General features: G+C 37.2%; 17 protein-coding genes and 1 pseudogene. 6 read left to right on the top strand and 12 right to left on the bottom strand.

Going from position 1 to position 17,329, the window contains the following annotated elements:
* From C1642_RS19850 to C1642_RS17405, 3 genes and pseudogenes are all read left to right on the top strand, one after another.
* A pseudogene (locus C1642_RS19850) lies at positions 1-241 on the top strand (aromatic acid/H+ symport family MFS transporter); the annotation flags it as partial.
* 89 nt (positions 242-330) lie between these two features.
* The gene (locus C1642_RS17410; RefSeq protein WP_000363046.1) at positions 331-1,221 is read left to right on the top strand and encodes a LysR family transcriptional regulator; all 891 of its coding nucleotides are present in this window, start codon (positions 331-333) and stop codon (positions 1,219-1,221) included.
* A 132-nt stretch (positions 1,222-1,353) separates the two neighbouring features.
* The gene (locus tag C1642_RS17405; protein ID WP_103236649.1) at positions 1,354-2,505 is read left to right on the top strand and encodes a sterol desaturase family protein; all 1,152 of its coding nucleotides are present in this window, start codon (positions 1,354-1,356) and stop codon (positions 2,503-2,505) included.
* A gap of 37 nt (positions 2,506-2,542) precedes the next feature.
* On the opposite strand, the gene C1642_RS17400 is transcribed toward C1642_RS17405, so the two are convergent.
* Positions 2,543-3,745 carry an MFS transporter gene (locus C1642_RS17400; protein ID WP_213064289.1) on the bottom strand — a complete coding sequence of 401 codons (1,203 nt, stop codon included), beginning with the start codon at positions 3,743-3,745 and terminating at the stop codon, positions 2,543-2,545.
* 137 nt (positions 3,746-3,882) lie between these two features.
* On the opposite strand from C1642_RS17400, the gene C1642_RS17395 reads away from it, so the two are divergent.
* Together C1642_RS17395 and C1642_RS17390 are read left to right on the top strand one after the other, a co-directional pair.
* A complete protein-coding gene (locus tag C1642_RS17395; protein WP_001151707.1) occupies positions 3,883-4,449 on the top strand; it encodes a TetR/AcrR family transcriptional regulator in 567 nt (188 codons plus the stop codon).
* A 428-nt stretch (positions 4,450-4,877) separates the two neighbouring features.
* The gene (locus C1642_RS17390) at positions 4,878-6,176 is read left to right on the top strand and encodes a dicarboxylate/amino acid:cation symporter (RefSeq protein ID WP_000347180.1); all 1,299 of its coding nucleotides are present in this window, start codon (positions 4,878-4,880) and stop codon (positions 6,174-6,176) included.
* Positions 6,177-6,411: 235 nt separating this feature from the next.
* On the opposite strand, the gene C1642_RS17385 is transcribed toward C1642_RS17390, so the two are convergent.
* From C1642_RS17385 to C1642_RS17335, 11 genes are all read right to left on the bottom strand, one after another.
* Positions 6,412-6,615 (bottom strand): hypothetical protein, encoded by a 204-nt coding sequence (locus C1642_RS17385; RefSeq protein WP_000758190.1) that lies wholly within the window; start codon positions 6,613-6,615, stop codon positions 6,412-6,414.
* Positions 6,616-6,971: 356 nt separating this feature from the next.
* Positions 6,972-7,703 carry a hydroxyacylglutathione hydrolase gene (gene gloB, locus C1642_RS17380; RefSeq protein ID WP_001270564.1) on the bottom strand — a complete coding sequence of 244 codons (732 nt, stop codon included), beginning with the start codon at positions 7,701-7,703 and terminating at the stop codon, positions 6,972-6,974.
* 158 nt (positions 7,704-7,861) lie between these two features.
* Entirely contained in the window at positions 7,862-8,557 is a 696-nt protein-coding gene (locus C1642_RS17375; protein WP_001205190.1) for a methionine ABC transporter permease, read from the bottom strand.
* Positions 8,554-9,579 carry a methionine ABC transporter ATP-binding protein gene (locus C1642_RS17370; RefSeq protein WP_000614025.1) on the bottom strand — a complete coding sequence of 342 codons (1,026 nt, stop codon included), beginning with the start codon at positions 9,577-9,579 and terminating at the stop codon, positions 8,554-8,556. The genes C1642_RS17375 and C1642_RS17370 overlap by 4 nt, the downstream gene beginning before the upstream one ends.
* Positions 9,580-9,654: 75 nt before the next feature.
* Positions 9,655-10,521, bottom strand: a complete 867-nt coding sequence (locus C1642_RS17365; RefSeq protein ID WP_103236648.1) for a MetQ/NlpA family ABC transporter substrate-binding protein — start codon at positions 10,519-10,521, stop codon at positions 9,655-9,657.
* 248 nt (positions 10,522-10,769) lie between these two features.
* The gene (gene purD, locus C1642_RS17360; RefSeq protein WP_001024112.1) at positions 10,770-12,056 is read right to left on the bottom strand and encodes a phosphoribosylamine--glycine ligase; all 1,287 of its coding nucleotides are present in this window, start codon (positions 12,054-12,056) and stop codon (positions 10,770-10,772) included.
* A gap of 125 nt (positions 12,057-12,181) precedes the next feature.
* Positions 12,182-13,756, bottom strand: coding sequence for a bifunctional phosphoribosylaminoimidazolecarboxamide formyltransferase/IMP cyclohydrolase (purH, locus tag C1642_RS17355; protein ID WP_000153210.1), 1,575 nt, complete (start codon positions 13,754-13,756; stop codon positions 12,182-12,184).
* Positions 13,757-13,845: 89 nt separating this feature from the next.
* Positions 13,846-14,115, bottom strand: a complete 270-nt coding sequence (gene fis, locus C1642_RS17350) for a DNA-binding transcriptional regulator Fis (RefSeq protein WP_001086304.1) — start codon at positions 14,113-14,115, stop codon at positions 13,846-13,848.
* Positions 14,116-14,491: 376 nt separating this feature from the next.
* Positions 14,492-15,334 (bottom strand): zinc-ribbon and DUF3426 domain-containing protein, encoded by an 843-nt coding sequence (locus C1642_RS17345; RefSeq protein ID WP_001003277.1) that lies wholly within the window; start codon positions 15,332-15,334, stop codon positions 14,492-14,494.
* A gap of 13 nt (positions 15,335-15,347) precedes the next feature.
* Positions 15,348-16,253, bottom strand: coding sequence for a 50S ribosomal protein L11 methyltransferase (prmA, locus tag C1642_RS17340; RefSeq protein ID WP_103236647.1), 906 nt, complete (start codon positions 16,251-16,253; stop codon positions 15,348-15,350).
* 156 nt (positions 16,254-16,409) lie between these two features.
* Positions 16,410-16,640, bottom strand: a complete 231-nt coding sequence (locus C1642_RS17335) for a hypothetical protein (RefSeq protein ID WP_000859008.1) — start codon at positions 16,638-16,640, stop codon at positions 16,410-16,412.
* 232 nt (positions 16,641-16,872) lie between these two features.
* On the opposite strand from C1642_RS17335, the gene C1642_RS19845 reads away from it, so the two are divergent.
* The coding region (locus tag C1642_RS19845; protein ID WP_228153971.1) for an FAD-dependent oxidoreductase at positions 16,873-17,329 on the top strand (457 nt) is incomplete at its 3' end.

Genomic DNA, 17,329 nt, shown 5'->3' with positions numbered 1-17,329 from the left:
GGCTCAGTTCTATCCTTCACCAATTCGCAGCACTGGCATTGGTATGGCTTTGGGTGTAGGTCGGATTGGGGCGATTTTAGGTCCGATTTTATGCGGTTGGCTTTTAAGTTTGCATCTACCCATTGAATATAATTTTATCGCGCTAGCCATTCCTTGTGTGCTAGCAACCTTAAGCGTTATTGCCATAAGTATTTGTAATCGAACCAAACGTGTAATGCTAAATTCAAGTATATCTCCATAAGAATTAAGCATTTTTATTCCTGTAAAAAGAACTAAACTCTAAGCAAAGAAGTTAAAGTCTTTGTTTAGAGTATTTAAAGGATCAGAACCATGGATTTAGGTTTGATTAAAGTTTTTGTCTGTATTTACGAGTCTCGGCATATTAGTAAAGCTGCGGATAAATTGAATTTGAGCCAGCCTTCTGTAACTTATAATTTGAATCGTTTACGCCGTCAGTTAAATGACGAGTTGTTTACCCGAAGCCGAGGCGGTGTCGAGCCGACAAAAGTTGCACATGAGCTTTATCCAATTTTTCATCAAGCAATTTTTAATATTGAGTCAGCGATTGCTCAAGCACAGGAATTTCATCCTCAAAATTCAAATAAAACTTTCAGAATTGGATTGTCTGACGCAGGGGAAATTTGTCTCTTGCCTAGTCTTATGGCTTTTTTGCAGAAAACAGCACCCTCTATTCAAATTGAGATTGAAGAGATTCAGTCGTCTAAGGTTGAGCAGTGGCTTATTGATGGCTTTTTAGATCTGGCCGTATTTAATAGTACACAGACCATAATGCCCAAAATAGAAACACGTACTTTATTTGAAGAAAGATATGTATGCATTGCTAGAGCTGACCATCCAAGGCTACAACAGCAACTGACGTTAGAACAATATTTGCAAGAAGATCATGTTGCCATCAAGTCATCGACAGGGCATATCCAAGTTGAGCAATATTTAAAAACAATGGATTTGAAGCGACGAATTCGTTTAGAGGTTCCACATTTTAGTGTTTTACAAGGTGTTTTGCAGAGTTCAGATATGTTGGTGACCTTACCGTCGCGAGCAGCTCGGCATTATTTAGCTCATGGTAATGTCCAAATGTTTGAATTACCTTTTGCTATGGATTCTTTTAAAGTGAGCTTAAACTGGTTTAATCGTAGTGATGATATTATTGCCAGAAAATGGCTGATTCAATCTGTAGGTCAAATATTTGAAGTTTTATAAGAACAATTTACAGCTATTTAAAATTTTATTTTCAGATTAAGAGGTTTGATCTAAGAGGTTAAAGTTATTTCCAATTTATTATTAAACTTTGATAGCATTCGCGTTATATATAATAAGAACTTTATATGAATTATGACCGATCAATTAAGAGCAAAATTTGAAAATTTAGAGCTTAATGCTGGTTTAGGAAAAATTAGTGCCTTTATCTCCATGGTATTAAGTTTACTTTGCTTATTTGGTGCTTTATGTTTTTTATTTCCCAGTGTGTTGACAACTCCTGAGTTACGTCCACTTTATGCAAAGCACTATAGTCTTTTTTATTATGGCCTGATCACAGGCATTATTATTAGCGCAGGTTTTGGAGCATTTAGTGCAATCATACGAAAAAATAGATATGGCTTTTATGGTTTATGCTTTGCATTCATAGCAGCAGTATTAGGCTGTGGTGTAATTCATGCTCCAGTCATTCCAAGTGTACCATTTTATGCAGGTATTGATTATTTTGTACTTACCTTAGTCATCTTGGCTTTTATTTTCATACCCCTTGAAGGATTTTTTGGTAAAAACCCTGAACAAAAGATCTTAAGAGTGGGCTGGGTGACTGATATGAAATATTTCATGGTCAGTCATATTGGCATTCAACTATTTAGCTTCTTAACGGTTATGCCAATTCAATATTGGATTACACATTTGCCTGATAATCCAATTGTGCCGTATGTTCAAGCTCAACCAATTTGGCTGCAATTCATTGAATTGCTCATTGTGGTTGATTTTACAGTGTATTGGTTGCATCGAGCCATGCATGAAGTTAACTTTTTATGGCGGTTTCATGCGATTCATCATTCGACCGAGTATATGGATTGGTTAGCATCTTCCCGTTTACATGTTGTTGAAGTCTTAATGACTCGTTTTATTGCCACTTTACCGATTTTTCTTTTAGGGTTTCATACTTCTGCTGTTTTTGCTTATTTAATTTTTATTTCGTTTCATGCGATTTTTATTCATTCGAATGTACGTTTTCGCTTTCCATATCTACGTTGGTTTATCGCAACACCAGAATTTCATCATTGGCATCATTCTTCAGAAAAACCTGCGATTGATAAAAATTATGCTGCTTTTATTCCACTCTATGATGTCATATTTAAAACCGTATATATGCCGAATCACTTGGCAAGTGTATATGGAACAGTAGGTTATAAAATTCCAAATAGCTTTGTAAAACAGTTTACTTGGCCATTTAAAAAATACATGAAAAGCTTTTTAAAGCATTGGCGTGATCAGTAAATAAAAAATAGCCTCTAGTGAGGCTATTTTTTATGGCTTATTTATTTTTAAAATTTCTAATAATCATCAGAAGGGCGACCAGTGACAATAAGATAATAAAACCAATATAACTATTTGCCGTACTCATCAGCCCAATTTTACCTACAAAATACCCCGCTAAAATCGCAGGAATACTAAAAGCCAAATAACTTTCAACAAAAAAAGCAGCCATAAGACCCGCACGTTCTTCGGGAAGTGCCAATGGCATTACACTACGAATAGCCCCCATAAATGCTGTACCAAAACCAACTCCAGTAATAATAGAACCTAAAAATAGAACTACTGCATTGGTTAGGTTAATGGCGATGAATAAGACAATGGCACCAATAGCAATCGAGAGCGTACCGGTTAATAAAATACGGAAATTTGTCGACTTCCTAAGCGTTAATATACCTACCGCACCGGAAAGGGCGAGCGCCATAAACATAATCCCGTTTAGCCATGCCGATGACGTGTGGAAAATTTTTGCCAGTAAAGATGGCATAAGCGATAGGAAGAAACCACTGACCATCCAAAGTGCAATGTTAATCGGGCTAATACTCAATAAAGCGCTTTTTGTCTGTGGGGGAATAGCCATATTGGGTTTTAATGAAGCAAGTGCACCGGATCTTCTTTGTGCGGTCTCTGGAGTAAGAAAACTTAAAATGAGTTCACAAATAAGAAGAAAACATAAGAACTCAAAAACAAGCTGTAAGGGGTGGGCAGAGAATTGCAAAATAGAACAAGTCAGAAAAATTCCAACAGCCATACCTATCATTGGTGCAATACTATTAATCAGTGAGCCATGAAGCTTACTAAAATCTAAAATTGCTGCGCCTATAGCTGAAACAGCAAGCCCTGTTGCGATTCCTTGTAAGCCTCGTGCAATGAATAACATCGAAACATCTGAAGCAAATAAAAAAAAGCTCATTGAAATAATTTGCAGAGTAATAGCTGCAATAATGACTGGGCGGCGTCCAATATAGTCAGACAAAGAACCAATAATGAGTAATGAGCCAAGCAGCGTAAAAGCATAGGTGGCAAAAATCAAAGTCAATGTAACCGGTGAAAATTGCCAAAGCTGTTGGTATAGGCGGTAGAGTGGTGTCGGCGCACTAGATGCAGCCATGAATGTCATGAGCGTGATGGTATTAAGTGTCAAAGCACTTGCCGCATCTAATTGAAAAACAGCTCTTGACCGTTTTGAACTTGAATTGTTCATATAAGATGAATAACATAAAAGCAAATATTTAGCTTTTATACATTATTTTTCCACTAAAGCAAATCCTTAGCTTTAGTGTATTTTGTATATAGTTATAAATATTTATAAATTTTTTGATCCCTTTACAGAGTTTATAAATGGCAAAAGTTGTTACTGGATTACGCCCTGGTGGACGCAGCGAAAGAATACAAACTGCGGTGCATCAAGCTGTAAAAGAACTACAAAAAGATTTTGAGCAAAGCCAAATTACTATTCCTATGATTGCAGTGCAGGCAGGGGTTACACCTTCAACCATTTACCGTCGATGGGGTGACATCAATCAATTATTTTCAGATGTAGCTTTAAATGAACTCAAGCCTGATATGGAACCCAAAGATTTAGGTTCGTTCCAACAAGATATTACAGCATGGGTCGAGCAATATTTTGAAGAATATGCTTCAGAGGTTGGGCAAGACTTATTGCGAGACGTACTCTATACATCAAACTCGGATTCTAATGCCCGTAAATGTGAGACTTTAATTATCCAGCAGCTCGATATTATTCAAAACAGGGCAAAATTACGTAATGAGCTTACTATACCTAATCAGGTAATCATCGAGGCAGTGATTGCACCTATGTTATTTCGAATTTTATTCACCAATCATGATCTTAGTCTTGAGTATGTATATGACCTTTTAAACCGTCTTTTTATAAAAAATAAGTAGATAAAATCTATAAAAAGACTAGTCCCTTGTTTTTATTAAATAAATATATATCAATCTTTCTTATTATTTAAAAAATAAATTCTCATAATTTAAGATTGATATGAGGATGAGTTAATCATTTATTTTTGAAATACTTGTTCTGCTCATTTAAAAATCAAAAATAAACATAGATAATGCATGATGTAATTAATTAAATTATTTTATAAACATGCATTTATGTAAAGTTTTAAAGACTTTGAGTTTTATGAAACTTATTGAGATAAATATTTTCTATACAAAAATATGCATGGTTTTTAAATTTTACATTTTTTAAATTTATGACACAGGGTGTTTTTTATTCTTTACAATGGCTCCACTTCATTTAAAGCAGCTTGTGGTGCACGCTTTATATTTTATTTTTTTATCCCCATCGAAAAGGTATTTAGATAATGGATTTCAATACCCTTGACCAAGAAACGGTACAGAAAAAACAAAAGTTTCATCAAATTTTGTATGTACAGGTCATCTTTGCAATTATTTTGGGCATTTTAATTGGTCATTTTTACCCAGAACTTGGCGAGAGCTTAAAACCGCTTGGTGATGCATTCATCAAAATCGTCAAAATGATTATTGCTCCCGTAATCTTTTTGACAGTGGTTACTGGTATTGCCAGCATGACAAACATGAGTCGAGTTGGGCGAGTGACAGGTAAGGCAATGCTATATTTCCTTACTTTCTCTAGCCTTGCGCTTGTGGTTGGTATGATTGTGGCTAATATCATTCAACCTGGTAAAGGCCTAAATATTGACCCGGCAACCTTAGTCAACGATAAAGTAAATAGTTACGTTGAAAAGGCTCATGCTACAAATATCACTGACTTTTTCATGAATATTATCCCGCAAACATTAGTGAGTCCGCTTGCTGGTGGTGAAATTTTGCAGGTTCTATTTGTGGCAGTCCTATTTGGTATTTCTTTAGCTGCATTGGGTGACCGTGCACGTCCAATTACTGATTTTTTAAATAACCTCACGGCTCCGGTTTTCTATTTAGTTGGCATGTTAATGAAACTTGCACCAATTGGAGCTTTTGGTGCTATGGCATTTACTATCGGTGCGTATGGAATTGAATCAATCGGTAATTTATTACTATTGATTATGACCTTCTATATCACGGCAGTGCTGTTCGTATTAATCATTTTAGGGGCTGTAGCACGCTACAATGGCTTTTCAATTATCGATTTAATTCGTTACATCAAAGACGAACTCTGGTTAGTTCTAGGTACAAGTTCTTCTGAAGCTGCTTTACCATCTTTAATGGATAAAATGCAAAAAGCAGGTTGTGAAAAATCTGTAGTAGGTCTAGTCATTCCGACAGGTTACTCATTTAACCTTGATGGAACTAACATCTATATGACTATGGCGGCTTTATTTATTGCACAAGCATGTAATGTTGATTTATCAATTGGTGAGCAGGTTGCATTGCTTTTAGTGGCAATGGTGAGTTCTAAAGGTGCGGCAGGGGTAACGGGCGCAGGCTTTATTACACTCGCAGCTACTTTATCGGTAGTACCTGCTGTACCAGTGGCAGGTATGGCGCTTATTTTAGGTATTGACCGTTTTATGTCGGAGTGTCGTGCATTAACCAATTTAATTGGTAATGCATGTGCAACCATTGTGGTTGCCCGTTGGGACAAAGCTCTGGACAAGGACGTTCTAGATAAAGCTTTACGCAAATCGAAAACGAATTAATTTTTTAATTCGAAATAAAAAACCTGTAGCAACTGGCAAATCGGGAGAGGTGCTGTGCTACAGGTTTTATTATTTAATGATCAAAAAAATATAATTTAAAAACTATCTACTCATTAATAGTTATTAAGGAAAGCCACTATAAAAATTTCACAAATTTTCGTATAGAACTACTTTTTAAAAAGCAGAACTTTTGAGTTATCTACACTATAAAAATAGTATACAAACTAGCCTAGGTTTATGCTTTTAAGTGATCCTCAAATTCTTCACCTAACTGCATTGCTAAAGCATTACCTGCCAAATCACAGGTCACTAAGCCATATTCTTTTTTAAAACTGAAAGTAAAACCTTTTCCATCAGCAAGGTTTTTAACCGAATACCCTAATTTTTCTAACCAAATACGGAACGCAATTAAATTTTTCGCTTTAACAACCTTTTTCACGTGAGAACTCCTTCTATCCGTGTCTTACACCTTATTTATTAATAGGGATTTACTCGAATTTTTTAAAGGGGGAAAACTTTGTTTTATTTTGCATCTTGTAAAAAAAGTAAAATAGATAAAGCAATATCCTTCATTTTATAAATTTATTAAGTTTTTATGTAATTAATCTGGATATTTATAAATTTTAAGTTTTTGTTTTTCATATAGATTTTAAAATAATGATATTGGGTTAAAATTTAATCAATTTAAATTAATCTAAAATCAATAAATGTAAAAAATAATTTCATGCAACATGCTTTATTCAAAAAGATACAGTTCTTAAAATTAAACTGTATCTTGGTTGAAAGCTTATAATTTTAAAAATTGTCTTTTAAGCTACGTAAGTGAGCGAACTCATCTACACTTTCAGCACGTAAAAAGGGATTTGTTGCTAGTTCAAGTTCAATACTACTTGGCAAGGTAATTTTACCTTCTTGACGAAGCATACGGACTTGTTCAGCACGTTCTTGCAGTGCGTGGTTTTCAGGCTCTACACTCAAGGCAAATTCCGCATTAGAAAGTGTATATTCATGTGTGCAATACACTTTTGTTGCAGTGGGTAGTGCAGCAAGACGATTTAGTGAGTGGTACATCTGTTCTGCTGTACCTTCAAATAGTCGCCCGCATCCCATTGCAAATAAGGTATCTCCACAAAAGAGGGCATTAAGCTCTTCAATAAAATATACAATATGACCTAAGGTATGGCCTGGTGTTGCAATAATCTCTACTTTTAAATCATTAAATTTTAGATGATCATCGTGTTGTAAGGGATGAGTAATGCCAGGGATTTTACTTAGTTCATCTCTTGGGCCATATACCGCCATAGGCGTGTTAGCCGTTAAATCAGCAACACCGCCGATATGGTCTTTATGCCAATGGGTAAGCCAAATCTGTTTTAGAGTTAATTGATGTTCTTGGCAAAAGTGGGTGACTAACTCAGCCTCTGTTGGATCAACTGCAACAGCTTCATGAGTCTCAGTATCTTCTAAAATCCAGATATAGTTTTGTAGGGCATTTTGCACATCAATATAATGAATTCTATAACGCATTTTTTTATCCTGAAACTAAATCCAAAAGCAGTATCTACGGGCTAATTTTGATAATAACAGAAATTACCTTGAGTAACCTGTCTAATAAAATGCTCTATAAATTAGACTCTCTAAAATAAAAAAAGCCCTCATAAAAGAGGGCTTTTTTAGGAGTTCAATTAGCGCATTTTTGCGAGCCAATTTCCTAGCATTTGAACGATTTGTACCAAAAGTAATAATACAATAACCGTTAAAATAACGACGCTTGTATCAAAACGTTGATAGCCATAAGAAATTGCCAAGTCACCAATACCACCAGCACCAACTGCACCAGCCATAGCGGTTGCACCAATAAGGCTAATCGTAGCAGTCGTTAAGTTCAAAATAAGCGAACTACGAGCTTCAGGTAAGATAAAGCGCGAAATAATCTGCCAAGGAGTTGCACCCATAGCTTGAGCAGATTCGATAATTCCTTCATTTACTTCAAGCAGGGAAGTCTCAATAAGACGTCCCATATATGGTCCAACGTAAATTGTTAAAGGAACGATCGCTGCCCATGTACCAATTGAAGTTCCTACCAATAATTTGGTCAGTGGAATAACTGCAATAAGTAAAATAATAAATGGCAGAGAACGTAAAGCATTTACAATTGGGTTGAGTAAATGATAAATGAATTTATTCGGCAAAATGCCTTCTGGGCGGGTTACAAGTAGAATAATCCCTTGAATGAAGCCCCAAATACCACCAAATAAAAGCGCAAAGAACACCATATGGAAGGTTTCTTGCAATGCAGTTACAAACTGGTCAATTGAAAGAGAACTGTGCCAGAAAGGTTGAGTAAGTTCAGTTAACCACTGTACGATTAAATCTCTCATACTTGATCTCCTGATTGAACTACACTCACTTCATTTTTCTCTAAAAACTCAATCGCCTGACGAATCAACTGTGGATCACCTAAAAGCTGTACAAACATCTGACCAATGACGGTGCCGTTAATTTCAGTCATATTGGCAAATAAGATATTTAAACTAATATCAAATTGTTTAATAAGCGACTGAATCACAGGCTCTTGTGCTGAACGCCCTAAGAACTGTAAGCAATAAATGCTGTGATGATGCTGGTTTTCCAGTTGATTTAAAATATTTACAGGCAACTGCTGATGTAAAACAGTTTGTATAAAGTTTTTAGTTGTCGGATGTTGTGGATTACTAAAGATATCAATGGTTGAGCCTTGCTCAATCACTTTACCAGCTTCCATGACAGCAACATGGTCACATACAGTCTCAATCACATCCATTTCATGAGTTACCATGACGATTGTGATTTTTTGCTCTTGGTTAATTTTCTTTAATAATTCTAAAACCGACTTTGTCGTTTGTGGGTCGAGGGCAGAGGTGGCCTCATCACACAAAAGAATTTTAGGGTGGTTGGCTAAAGCACGAGCGATACCAACACGTTGTTTCTGACCGCCAGATAATTCATCCGGATAAGCATCTTTTTTATGCTTAAGATCAATGAATTCAAGTAACTCATTTAAACGCTTTTCACGTTCTGCTTTGCTGTAATTTAGCAGACGCATTGGCATTTCAATATTTTCAGCAACTGTTTTGGTTTGAAGCAAATTGAAGTGCTGGAAAATCATACCAATATTTGCACGTTCCTGACGTAATGAACGCGCATCCAAAGCAGTGAAGTCCTTTTGATTAATGATAACCTGACCTTCATTTGGTCGTTCAAGTAAGTTAATCAGGCGGATTAAAGTACTTTTACCTGCACCACTATAGCCGATAATGCCGAAAATACTGCCTTCAGGAATTTCCAAATTAATTTGGTCCAGTGCACGTATAGTTTGGCCTTTAAGCTGATAGTGCTTTGAAATGTTTTTAAATTGAATCATGTCGTCAAAAACTATGCTAAAAAGAAAAAACAGGCAAAGAGTCTTTGCCTGTTTCGCGTTGCAGCTATTATATTACTATTTAGCTTGCGTGAGGTAGCTGATTGGCTGATTCACGTCAACTTTTGTACCACCAAAGTGTTGTTCAACGTATTTTTTAACAGCTTCAGTGTGGTAAAGCTGACCAACTTTCTGAAGAACAGGGTCATCTTTACGTGATTCAGCAGTTGCAAGAATATTTACATTCAGCTTTGTACTTTGGTCAACTGGCTCATAATAGATAGAATCTTTAAGCACATTTAAACCACCTTCCATTGCTAAAGTATTACCTAAAACAATTGCATCAACTTCGTCTTTTACACGAACAGCAGTTGCCATTTGAATTGGTTTAATGTCAATTTTTTTGCTGTTGTCAGTAATATCGCTTGGAGTGCCTTTCGCTGGATCAAAGTCAGCTTTAAGCTTGATTAGACCTGCGCTTTGTAACAATAACAATGCACGAGCTTCGTTCGCTGCATCATTAGGAATAGCAATGCTTGCACCTTGAGGGAACTCATCAACTTTTTTGTATTTACTCGAGTAAATACCCATTGGTTCAAGATAAGTTGTAGCAACAGGAGCAATCTTATCTTTATTTGAAGCATTAAATGCAACAAGGTAGGCATAAGATTGGAATGCATTTAGGTCAACTTCTTTGTTTGCAGTAGCTGTATTCATTGCAACATAATCTGTGAAGTTTTTTACCTCAAGTTTAAGACCGGCAGCTTTAGTTTCCGGTAAAGTTGCAATATAGCGCCAAATATCAGCGTCAGAACCAGTTGAAGCAATGACTACAGTTTGTAACTGAGCAGAGTCTTTGCCATTTTGTGGTTCATTTTGCTGTTTGCCGCAAGCTGCAAGTAATACTACAGACACGCTTAAAAAAAAACTGATCAGCTTTTTCATGTAAAAAAAGTCCTGATTATGAGAGATCCCAACCATCCGGGTTGGCTCTCAGCTGGGAAAATTGGTGATGTTGAAAGTTCCAACGGTTTAACCAATCATAACAATAAAAACATATTCAATATAGTGGACATGTTTCGATCTTATTAATCAGAATTGAATAAAAATTAAGATTAATATGAATATTTGTGATAAGTGAATAAGCAAAATAAAAAAGCCCTCATAAGAGAGCTTTTTTACTATTTAAATTTTTATTCAGCTTTTTCACGAGCAATAGCACGGTAACCGATGTCACTGCGGTATTGCATACCTGTGAAGGTTACTTGCCCACATACTTCTAAAGCATTGATTTGTGCTTCAAGAACGCTGTCACCTAGAGCAGTCACGCAAAGCACACGTCCGCCAGAAGTAACAATATGGCCGTCTTCACGAGTAGCAGTACCTGCATGGAAGATTTTAGTATCTTCTGGTGATTGACCGATACCTGAGATAACGTCACCTTTACGCACGCTGTCTGGGTAACCTTCTGCTGCAAGTACAATACCGATTGACTTACGCTCATCCCATTCTGCTTCGCTTGGTAAGTTACCTGCGATACCTGCTTCAACCAAATCAACAAGAGATGACTTCAAACGCATCATGATAGGCTGAGTTTCCGGATCACCGAAACGGCAGTTAAACTCAATTACGCGTGGTTGACCTTGTTCATCAATCATTAAACCAGCATATAAGAAGCCAGTATAAACATGTCCATCAGCAGCCATACCATCAACAGTTGGGCGCATAATTTCATTCATTACACGCTCAAAAACGTCTGGAGTCACAACTGGAGCAGGAGAGTAGGCACCCATACCACCTGTGTTAGGACCTTGGTCACCTTCAAAAATACGTTTGTGATCTTGTGAAGTTGCCATTGGTAAAATGTTTTTACCGTCAATCATACAAATGAAAGAAGCTTCTTCACCAGCAAGGAACTGTTCAATTACAACACGTGAGCCTGCATCACCAAATTTGTTGCCTGCAAGCATGTCATCAATTGCTGCAAAAGCTTCTTCATTGGTCATTGCAACGATAACGCCTTTACCAGCCGCAAGACCGTCAGCTTTAATTACAATTGGTGCGCCATTTTTTTCAACATAAGCTTTTGCTGCATCAACTTCCGTAAATACTTCATAAAAAGCAGTTGGAATGTTGTGGCGTTTTAAAAAGTGCTTAGCAAATGCTTTTGAACCTTCAAGCTGTGCTGCATATTGAGTAGGTCCCCAAATTTTTACGCCTGCTTCACGCGCAGCATCAACAACACCATTTACTAATGGCGCTTCTGGGCCAACAACAATCAGTTCAACATTATTTTCTTTAGCAAAAGCAATAATTGCCGGGTTGTCTAAAATATCGAGCTGAACGTTAACGCATTTTGGTTCTGTTGCAGTTCCTGCGTTACCAGGCGCAACGAAAACTTGAGTAACTTTGGCATCTTGCGCGATTTTCCATGCTAAAGCATGCTCACGACCACCACTACCTAAAACTAAAATATTCATTTTTAATTTGTTCCTTAACTTTAATCCTTTTTCATCCCCCTCTATTTCTCAAGGTGGAGAGATAGTTCCATTATTGTGGAAAACCCTCCTGAATAAAAGGAGGGTTAGGGAGGACTAAATTTAAATTAGTGGCGGAAATGGCGCATACCAGTGAAGACCATTGCAATGCCAGCTTCATCAGCAGCTGCAATAACTTCTTCATCACGCATAGAACCACCCGGTTGAATAATGCATTTAATGCCAGCTTTCGCTGCATTATCAATACCGTCACGGAACGGGAAGAATGCATCAGATGCCATAACTGCGCCTTCAACAACCAGACCAGCATGCTCAGCTTTAATTGCTGCGATACGTGCTGAGTTAACACGGCTCATTTGGCCTGCACCTACACCAATAGTTTGACGGTTTTTGGCATAAACAATAGCGTTTGATTTTACGTATTTCGCAACTTTCCATGCGAAAATAAGGTCATCAATTTCTTGTTCGGTTGGTGCGCGTTTAGTCACAACTTTAAGATCATCTTTGGTGATCATGCCCAAGTCTTGGTCTTGAACAAGTAAGCCGCCGTTAACGCGTTTATAGTCAAGTTGTGGAGCACGTGCATCAATTGCAGGTAATTCACCACATACTAAAACACGAACATTTTTCTTCGCGCCAGTAACTTCAAGTACACCATCGGCAATGCTTGGAGCAATAATTACTTCAACGAATTGGCGATCTACAATTGCTTGAGCAGTAGCAACATCTAACTCACGGTTAAATGCAATAATACCGCCGAAAGCAGATTCTGGATCTGTTGCGTAAGCTAAATCATAAGCAGCTTTAATACCGTCTAAAGAAACGGCAACACCACAAGGGTTAGCATGTTTTACGATGACACAAGCTGGTTTTGCAAATGATTTCACGCACTCAAGGGCAGCATCAGTATCAGCAATGTTGTTATAAGACAATTCTTTGCCTTGTAATTGTTTTGCAGTAGAAACAGAAGCTTCTTTTGCATTTGCTTCAACATAGAAAGCAGCAGATTGGTGTGGATTTTCACCGTAACGTAAATCTTGTGCTTTGTTTAATTGGGTATTGAACGTACGAGGGAATAAATCTGCTTCACCTTCGGCCTTACCAACGCGAGCGCCTAAGTAAGAAGCAATCATGCCGTCATATTGAGCTGTATGTTCAAATGCTTTAACCGCTAAATCGAAGCGTGTTTCGTAAGAAAGTGAACCAGAAGCTTTTAATTCGCTAATAACTGTATCGTAATCTGAAGCATTTACCACAATACCGACAGATGCATGGTTCTTAGCAGCAGCACGTACCATTGTTGGACCACCGATGTCGATATTTTCGATAGCATCAGCAAGAGAACAGTTAGGTTTAGCTACTGTAGCCGCAAATGGGTAAAGGTTAACTACAACTAAATCGATTGGATCGATGTTGTGTTCTTGCATAACAGCTTCGTCTAGACCACGACGAGCCAAAATACCGCCATGAATTTTTGGATGTAGTGTTTTAACACGGCCATCCATCATTTCCGGGAAACCGGTATGTTCAGATACTTCAACAACAGCAATATTATTATCTTTAAGCAACTTGTATGTGCCGCCTGTAGATAATAATTCTACCCCTAAAGCTGCAAGGTTTTGAGCAAATTCGACAATTCCTGTTTTGTCTGATACAGAAATCAAAGCACGTTTAATAGTCATGATGTTCAAGTCAACAATTTCAAGTCTACGGATTAAAACCAATTAGAAGCACAAAAAAAATGCCCACGAAGCCGTGAGCATTTTATCATTTATTCACTCATTAAACCGTGAGCTTTTAACTTTTTACGTAAAGTGCCACGGTTGAGTCCAAGAATTTCTGCGGCACGTGTTTGGTTACCACGAGTATATTCTAGAACTACAGATAAAAGAGGTTTCTCCATTTCTGCTAGCACCATGTCATATACCTGAGATGGTTGCTCACCTTGCAATTGTGCAAAATAATGGCGAACTGCGCGATCCACGTGGATGCGAAGAGCAACATCAGATTGTGCAGTAAAAATAGGAGATTTGCTATTCATGCGAGTTAATCCGAAAATCAAATACTAGCTTGGGTAAAGTAGTATATAAATGTGGTCTAAAAATACGGAGTCCTGTTTTAGATCCTAAAACAGTGACTCTAAAACATAAGAACAATTAGCTTGCCATATTTCTTCGTATTGAGTAAAAAATAAGCGTAACAATAATTAAATATTTGTTACAGCCCCCTCAAAAACAAAAAAAGTTAGGCTATGCGCTTAATGTAGAAAAGCACACATGCTTAACAGTATATTTTTTGAATTGAGAGCGAGGAGTATATGAGTCAAAGCTTTCGTGGCGCGTATCATACCATTGTCTAGGAAAAAGTGAGCAAATTAACTGCATTTTTTTTTAATTTTTTTTCACTTTTTTTACAAATTAGGGGTGGACAATTTCTAATCGATAATTTACTAGGCTTTTTTTGCTTTTATTTAGCTCAACTTGGAATCTAAAAGGTGTATTGGTCGGAATACGTTGAATACCCCGTAAATTTTCGACCAAGTATTGTTGAGGGGTAAAAATGATTTCTTCTTGATCGGTTTCTTTGCCAAAGCTGAGTTTTAGGTTGGGCAACTCAATACTTTTATTATTCTGATTTATGAGAACACCTGAAAGTTGAGTATGCTCTGTACCAATTTTACGTAGCTTTACCTTTTCTATATAAAGAAGTTGATATTGTTCAGCTGACTTGTTGCAATGCAATATTTGACAAACATAATTAAAGGCATGGCTAATCGCAGGGCTTTGTTGCATGAGTTTAGGGTTAAACCAAAGAATCTGAAAAGTAAAAACCAAAATCAGAATCAGATTTGCAGAACTCCAAAGCGTATAGTACAACCAGCTATGCTTTTTACCGTTATCTTGTTCAGGAGAGGTTGCTTGCTCAGCCAAATTAAGATTAGGAAGAGCATTAATAGGTTCATTATGGAAGTAATTTAAATTATTCAAATAAGTCAAAAGATCAATATTAGAGTTTTCAACTTTTTGATCAAAGATATCTAACACATGAGAATGGGTCATATATCGTGTTTGCATAGAGCCATGAGCTAAAGCAGATGAGTTTACCGTTTCTGGCTGCTCAACATTTACTAAATTAGTCAGAGCATTAAAATTTAAATTACATTTAGGGCAACAAACCATACCCTGAGCAACAGTTAACTGAGTAAGAGAAACTTTATAAACTGTTAGACACTTAGGGCAGCGGGTTTGTTTTTCATTCATGAGTTAAAACATCTCAATTTGTTGTTTTACGTTTTCCTGAAATGCGGCACCAGTTTTCTTCGCGCTTTTCGACATCTAATATATCAAAAAATTCAGAATAAACACCTGAAACATCAGTAACTTGCTCTTCGATTACACCAGCAAGTGCGAAATCACCATCAGATTTAAGTAATTTTGCAAACTCTGGCGCAAGTGCCATTAAAGGACCCGCTAAAATATTTGCGACTAAAACATCTGCTTGTTGAGGTTTGAATTCTTGATCAAACTCTTCAGGAAGACCTACATATAAACGGTCTAATACACCATTGAGTTCTGCATTTTGTTTAGTTGCTAAAACTGCTTGTGGGTCGATGTCTGTCGCATAGACTTTCTTAGCGCCTAATAATAAAGCTGCAACACCTAAAATGCCTGAGCCACAACCATAATCAATCACGATCTTATCTTTAACATCAGTTTTACCTAACCATTGTAAGCATAAGAAAGTACTTGCATGATTACCTGTACCAAAAGCAAGGCCTGGATCAAGCTTAATATTTGTAGCATCTGCTTCTGGTGGCTCTAACCATTCAGGAACAATCCAGAATTTTTCCCCAATCTGAATTGGTTCATAATAATCCATCCATGCGCGTTCCCAAACTTGATCTTCAAGTTCTTCATGACGCATTGGCACATCTGGAAGTTGTACTTTTAAGAAAGCTTCTAAAGTATCAACATCAATTGGGTCTTGTTCGTCTTGTTGGTAAATACCAGTAACAATGACTTTGTTCCAGAGTGGTGTTTCACCTGGTAATGGTTCCAGTAAAGCCTGATCTTCGGCATCATCCAAAGTTACGCTTACCGCACCTAGAGACATTAAAAGTGTTTCTGTGAATTCAACTTGTTCTTGATCAACGGTAATGTGTATTTGTAACCACTTCACGAAAAGGACCTAAAATTTTATTTAAAGGCATATTGTAGCCGACTAGAGTAGTTTAAAAAAGAAAACGGCCCATCTTTAATGGACCGCTTTTTGAAAATGATGATGTGATATAGAAGAATATAAAACGATTTCTCTATATCTTAAGTCAAAACTGTATTAAGGAGCAGGGGCCTTGAATTGTAATTTGCCATTTTCGTTCGGCTGGCAAGTACCATTAAAGGTTACACCGTTGTGATTGTAAGAAACCCATTCACCTTGCTGTTTTTTTGCACACACTCGAATTTGTTTTTGAGTTTCGGCTTTGCTCGTGTCAGCAGCGTGTGTAAAAGTGACGCCTGAAAAACAAATTAGAGATGCTGTTAAGATTTTCAACATGGTCGTTTTCATTTTGTGTTCCTTCTAGTTGCGTTAATTTTAAAGTCATAGAAGTGCTGTACGTTTTTTATTCTAAAATGAAAAAGTTTTAAAAACATTCACTTTGTATTGAATTCATGAAACAAAATGTCAAAACATGTGGCTTACCGTAAATCATGTCACGACAATTTTGTAATTATGTACATCTATAAGCAGATAATTTTGCTATAATGTTCCGTCTTTTTTTTCTGGTGTTTTTGTACTCATGCACTATCCTAAAGTTTATGATGTTATCGTTATCGGTGGCGGTCACGCAGGTACGGAAGCGGCGCTTGCTGCTGCGCGTATGGGACGACAGACTTTGCTTTTGACCCATAACATTGAGACTTTGGGTCAGATGAGCTGTAACCCAGCAATTGGTGGCATTGGTAAGTCGCACTTAGTTCGTGAAATTGATGCGCTTGGCGGTGCAATGGCTTTAGCTGCCGATAAAGGCGGTATTCAATTCCGTATTTTAAACTCGCGTAAAGGTGCAGCAGTACGTGCAACGCGTGCTCAGGCTGACCGTGTTCGCTATAAAGCTGCGATTCGTGAGACCTTAGAAAACCAAGCAAATCTTGATATTTTCCAACAAGCGGCTGATGACCTGATTGTTGAAGGCGATACAGTTAAGGGTGTTGTGACCCAAATGGGTATCCGCTTTGATGCAAAAACTGTTGTGT

Origin of the sequence: Acinetobacter sp. AKBS16, from assembly GCF_002899995.1 — a bacterium.
Lineage (GTDB): Bacteria > Pseudomonadota > Gammaproteobacteria > Pseudomonadales > Moraxellaceae > Acinetobacter > Acinetobacter baumannii.
Note: the sequence above shows the minus strand (reverse complement) of the source record. Positions and strands in the feature narration are given on the sequence as shown.

Excerpts from the sequence above, each read along its gene's own strand:
- C1642_RS17335 (WP_000859008.1), bottom strand. The coding sequence starts at position 16,640 with ATGAAAACGACCATGTTGAAAATCTTAACAGCATCTCTAATTTGTTTT.
- C1642_RS17375 (WP_001205190.1), bottom strand. The coding sequence starts at position 8,557 with ATGAGAGATTTAATCGTACAGTGGTTAACTGAACTTACTCAACCTTTC.
- fis (WP_001086304.1), bottom strand. The coding sequence starts at position 14,115 with ATGAATAGCAAATCTCCTATTTTTACTGCACAATCTGATGTTGCTCTT.
- C1642_RS17395 (WP_001151707.1), top strand. The coding sequence starts at position 3,883 with ATGGCAAAAGTTGTTACTGGATTACGCCCTGGTGGACGCAGCGAAAGA.
- C1642_RS17405 (WP_103236649.1), top strand. The coding sequence starts at position 1,354 with ATGACCGATCAATTAAGAGCAAAATTTGAAAATTTAGAGCTTAATGCT.
- C1642_RS17400 (WP_213064289.1), bottom strand. The coding sequence starts at position 3,745 with ATGAACAATTCAAGTTCAAAACGGTCAAGAGCTGTTTTTCAATTAGAT.
- C1642_RS17390 (WP_000347180.1), top strand. The coding sequence starts at position 4,878 with ATGGATTTCAATACCCTTGACCAAGAAACGGTACAGAAAAAACAAAAG.
- C1642_RS17365 (WP_103236648.1), bottom strand. The coding sequence starts at position 10,521 with ATGAAAAAGCTGATCAGTTTTTTTTTAAGCGTGTCTGTAGTATTACTT.
- purD (WP_001024112.1), bottom strand. The coding sequence starts at position 12,056 with ATGAATATTTTAGTTTTAGGTAGTGGTGGTCGTGAGCATGCTTTAGCA.
- C1642_RS17370 (WP_000614025.1), bottom strand. The coding sequence starts at position 9,579 with ATGATTCAATTTAAAAACATTTCAAAGCACTATCAGCTTAAAGGCCAA.
- gloB (WP_001270564.1), bottom strand. The coding sequence starts at position 7,703 with ATGCGTTATAGAATTCATTATATTGATGTGCAAAATGCCCTACAAAAC.
- purH (WP_000153210.1), bottom strand. The coding sequence starts at position 13,756 with ATGACTATTAAACGTGCTTTGATTTCTGTATCAGACAAAACAGGAATT.
- C1642_RS17345 (WP_001003277.1), bottom strand. The coding sequence starts at position 15,334 with ATGAATGAAAAACAAACCCGCTGCCCTAAGTGTCTAACAGTTTATAAA.
- C1642_RS17410 (WP_000363046.1), top strand. The coding sequence starts at position 331 with ATGGATTTAGGTTTGATTAAAGTTTTTGTCTGTATTTACGAGTCTCGG.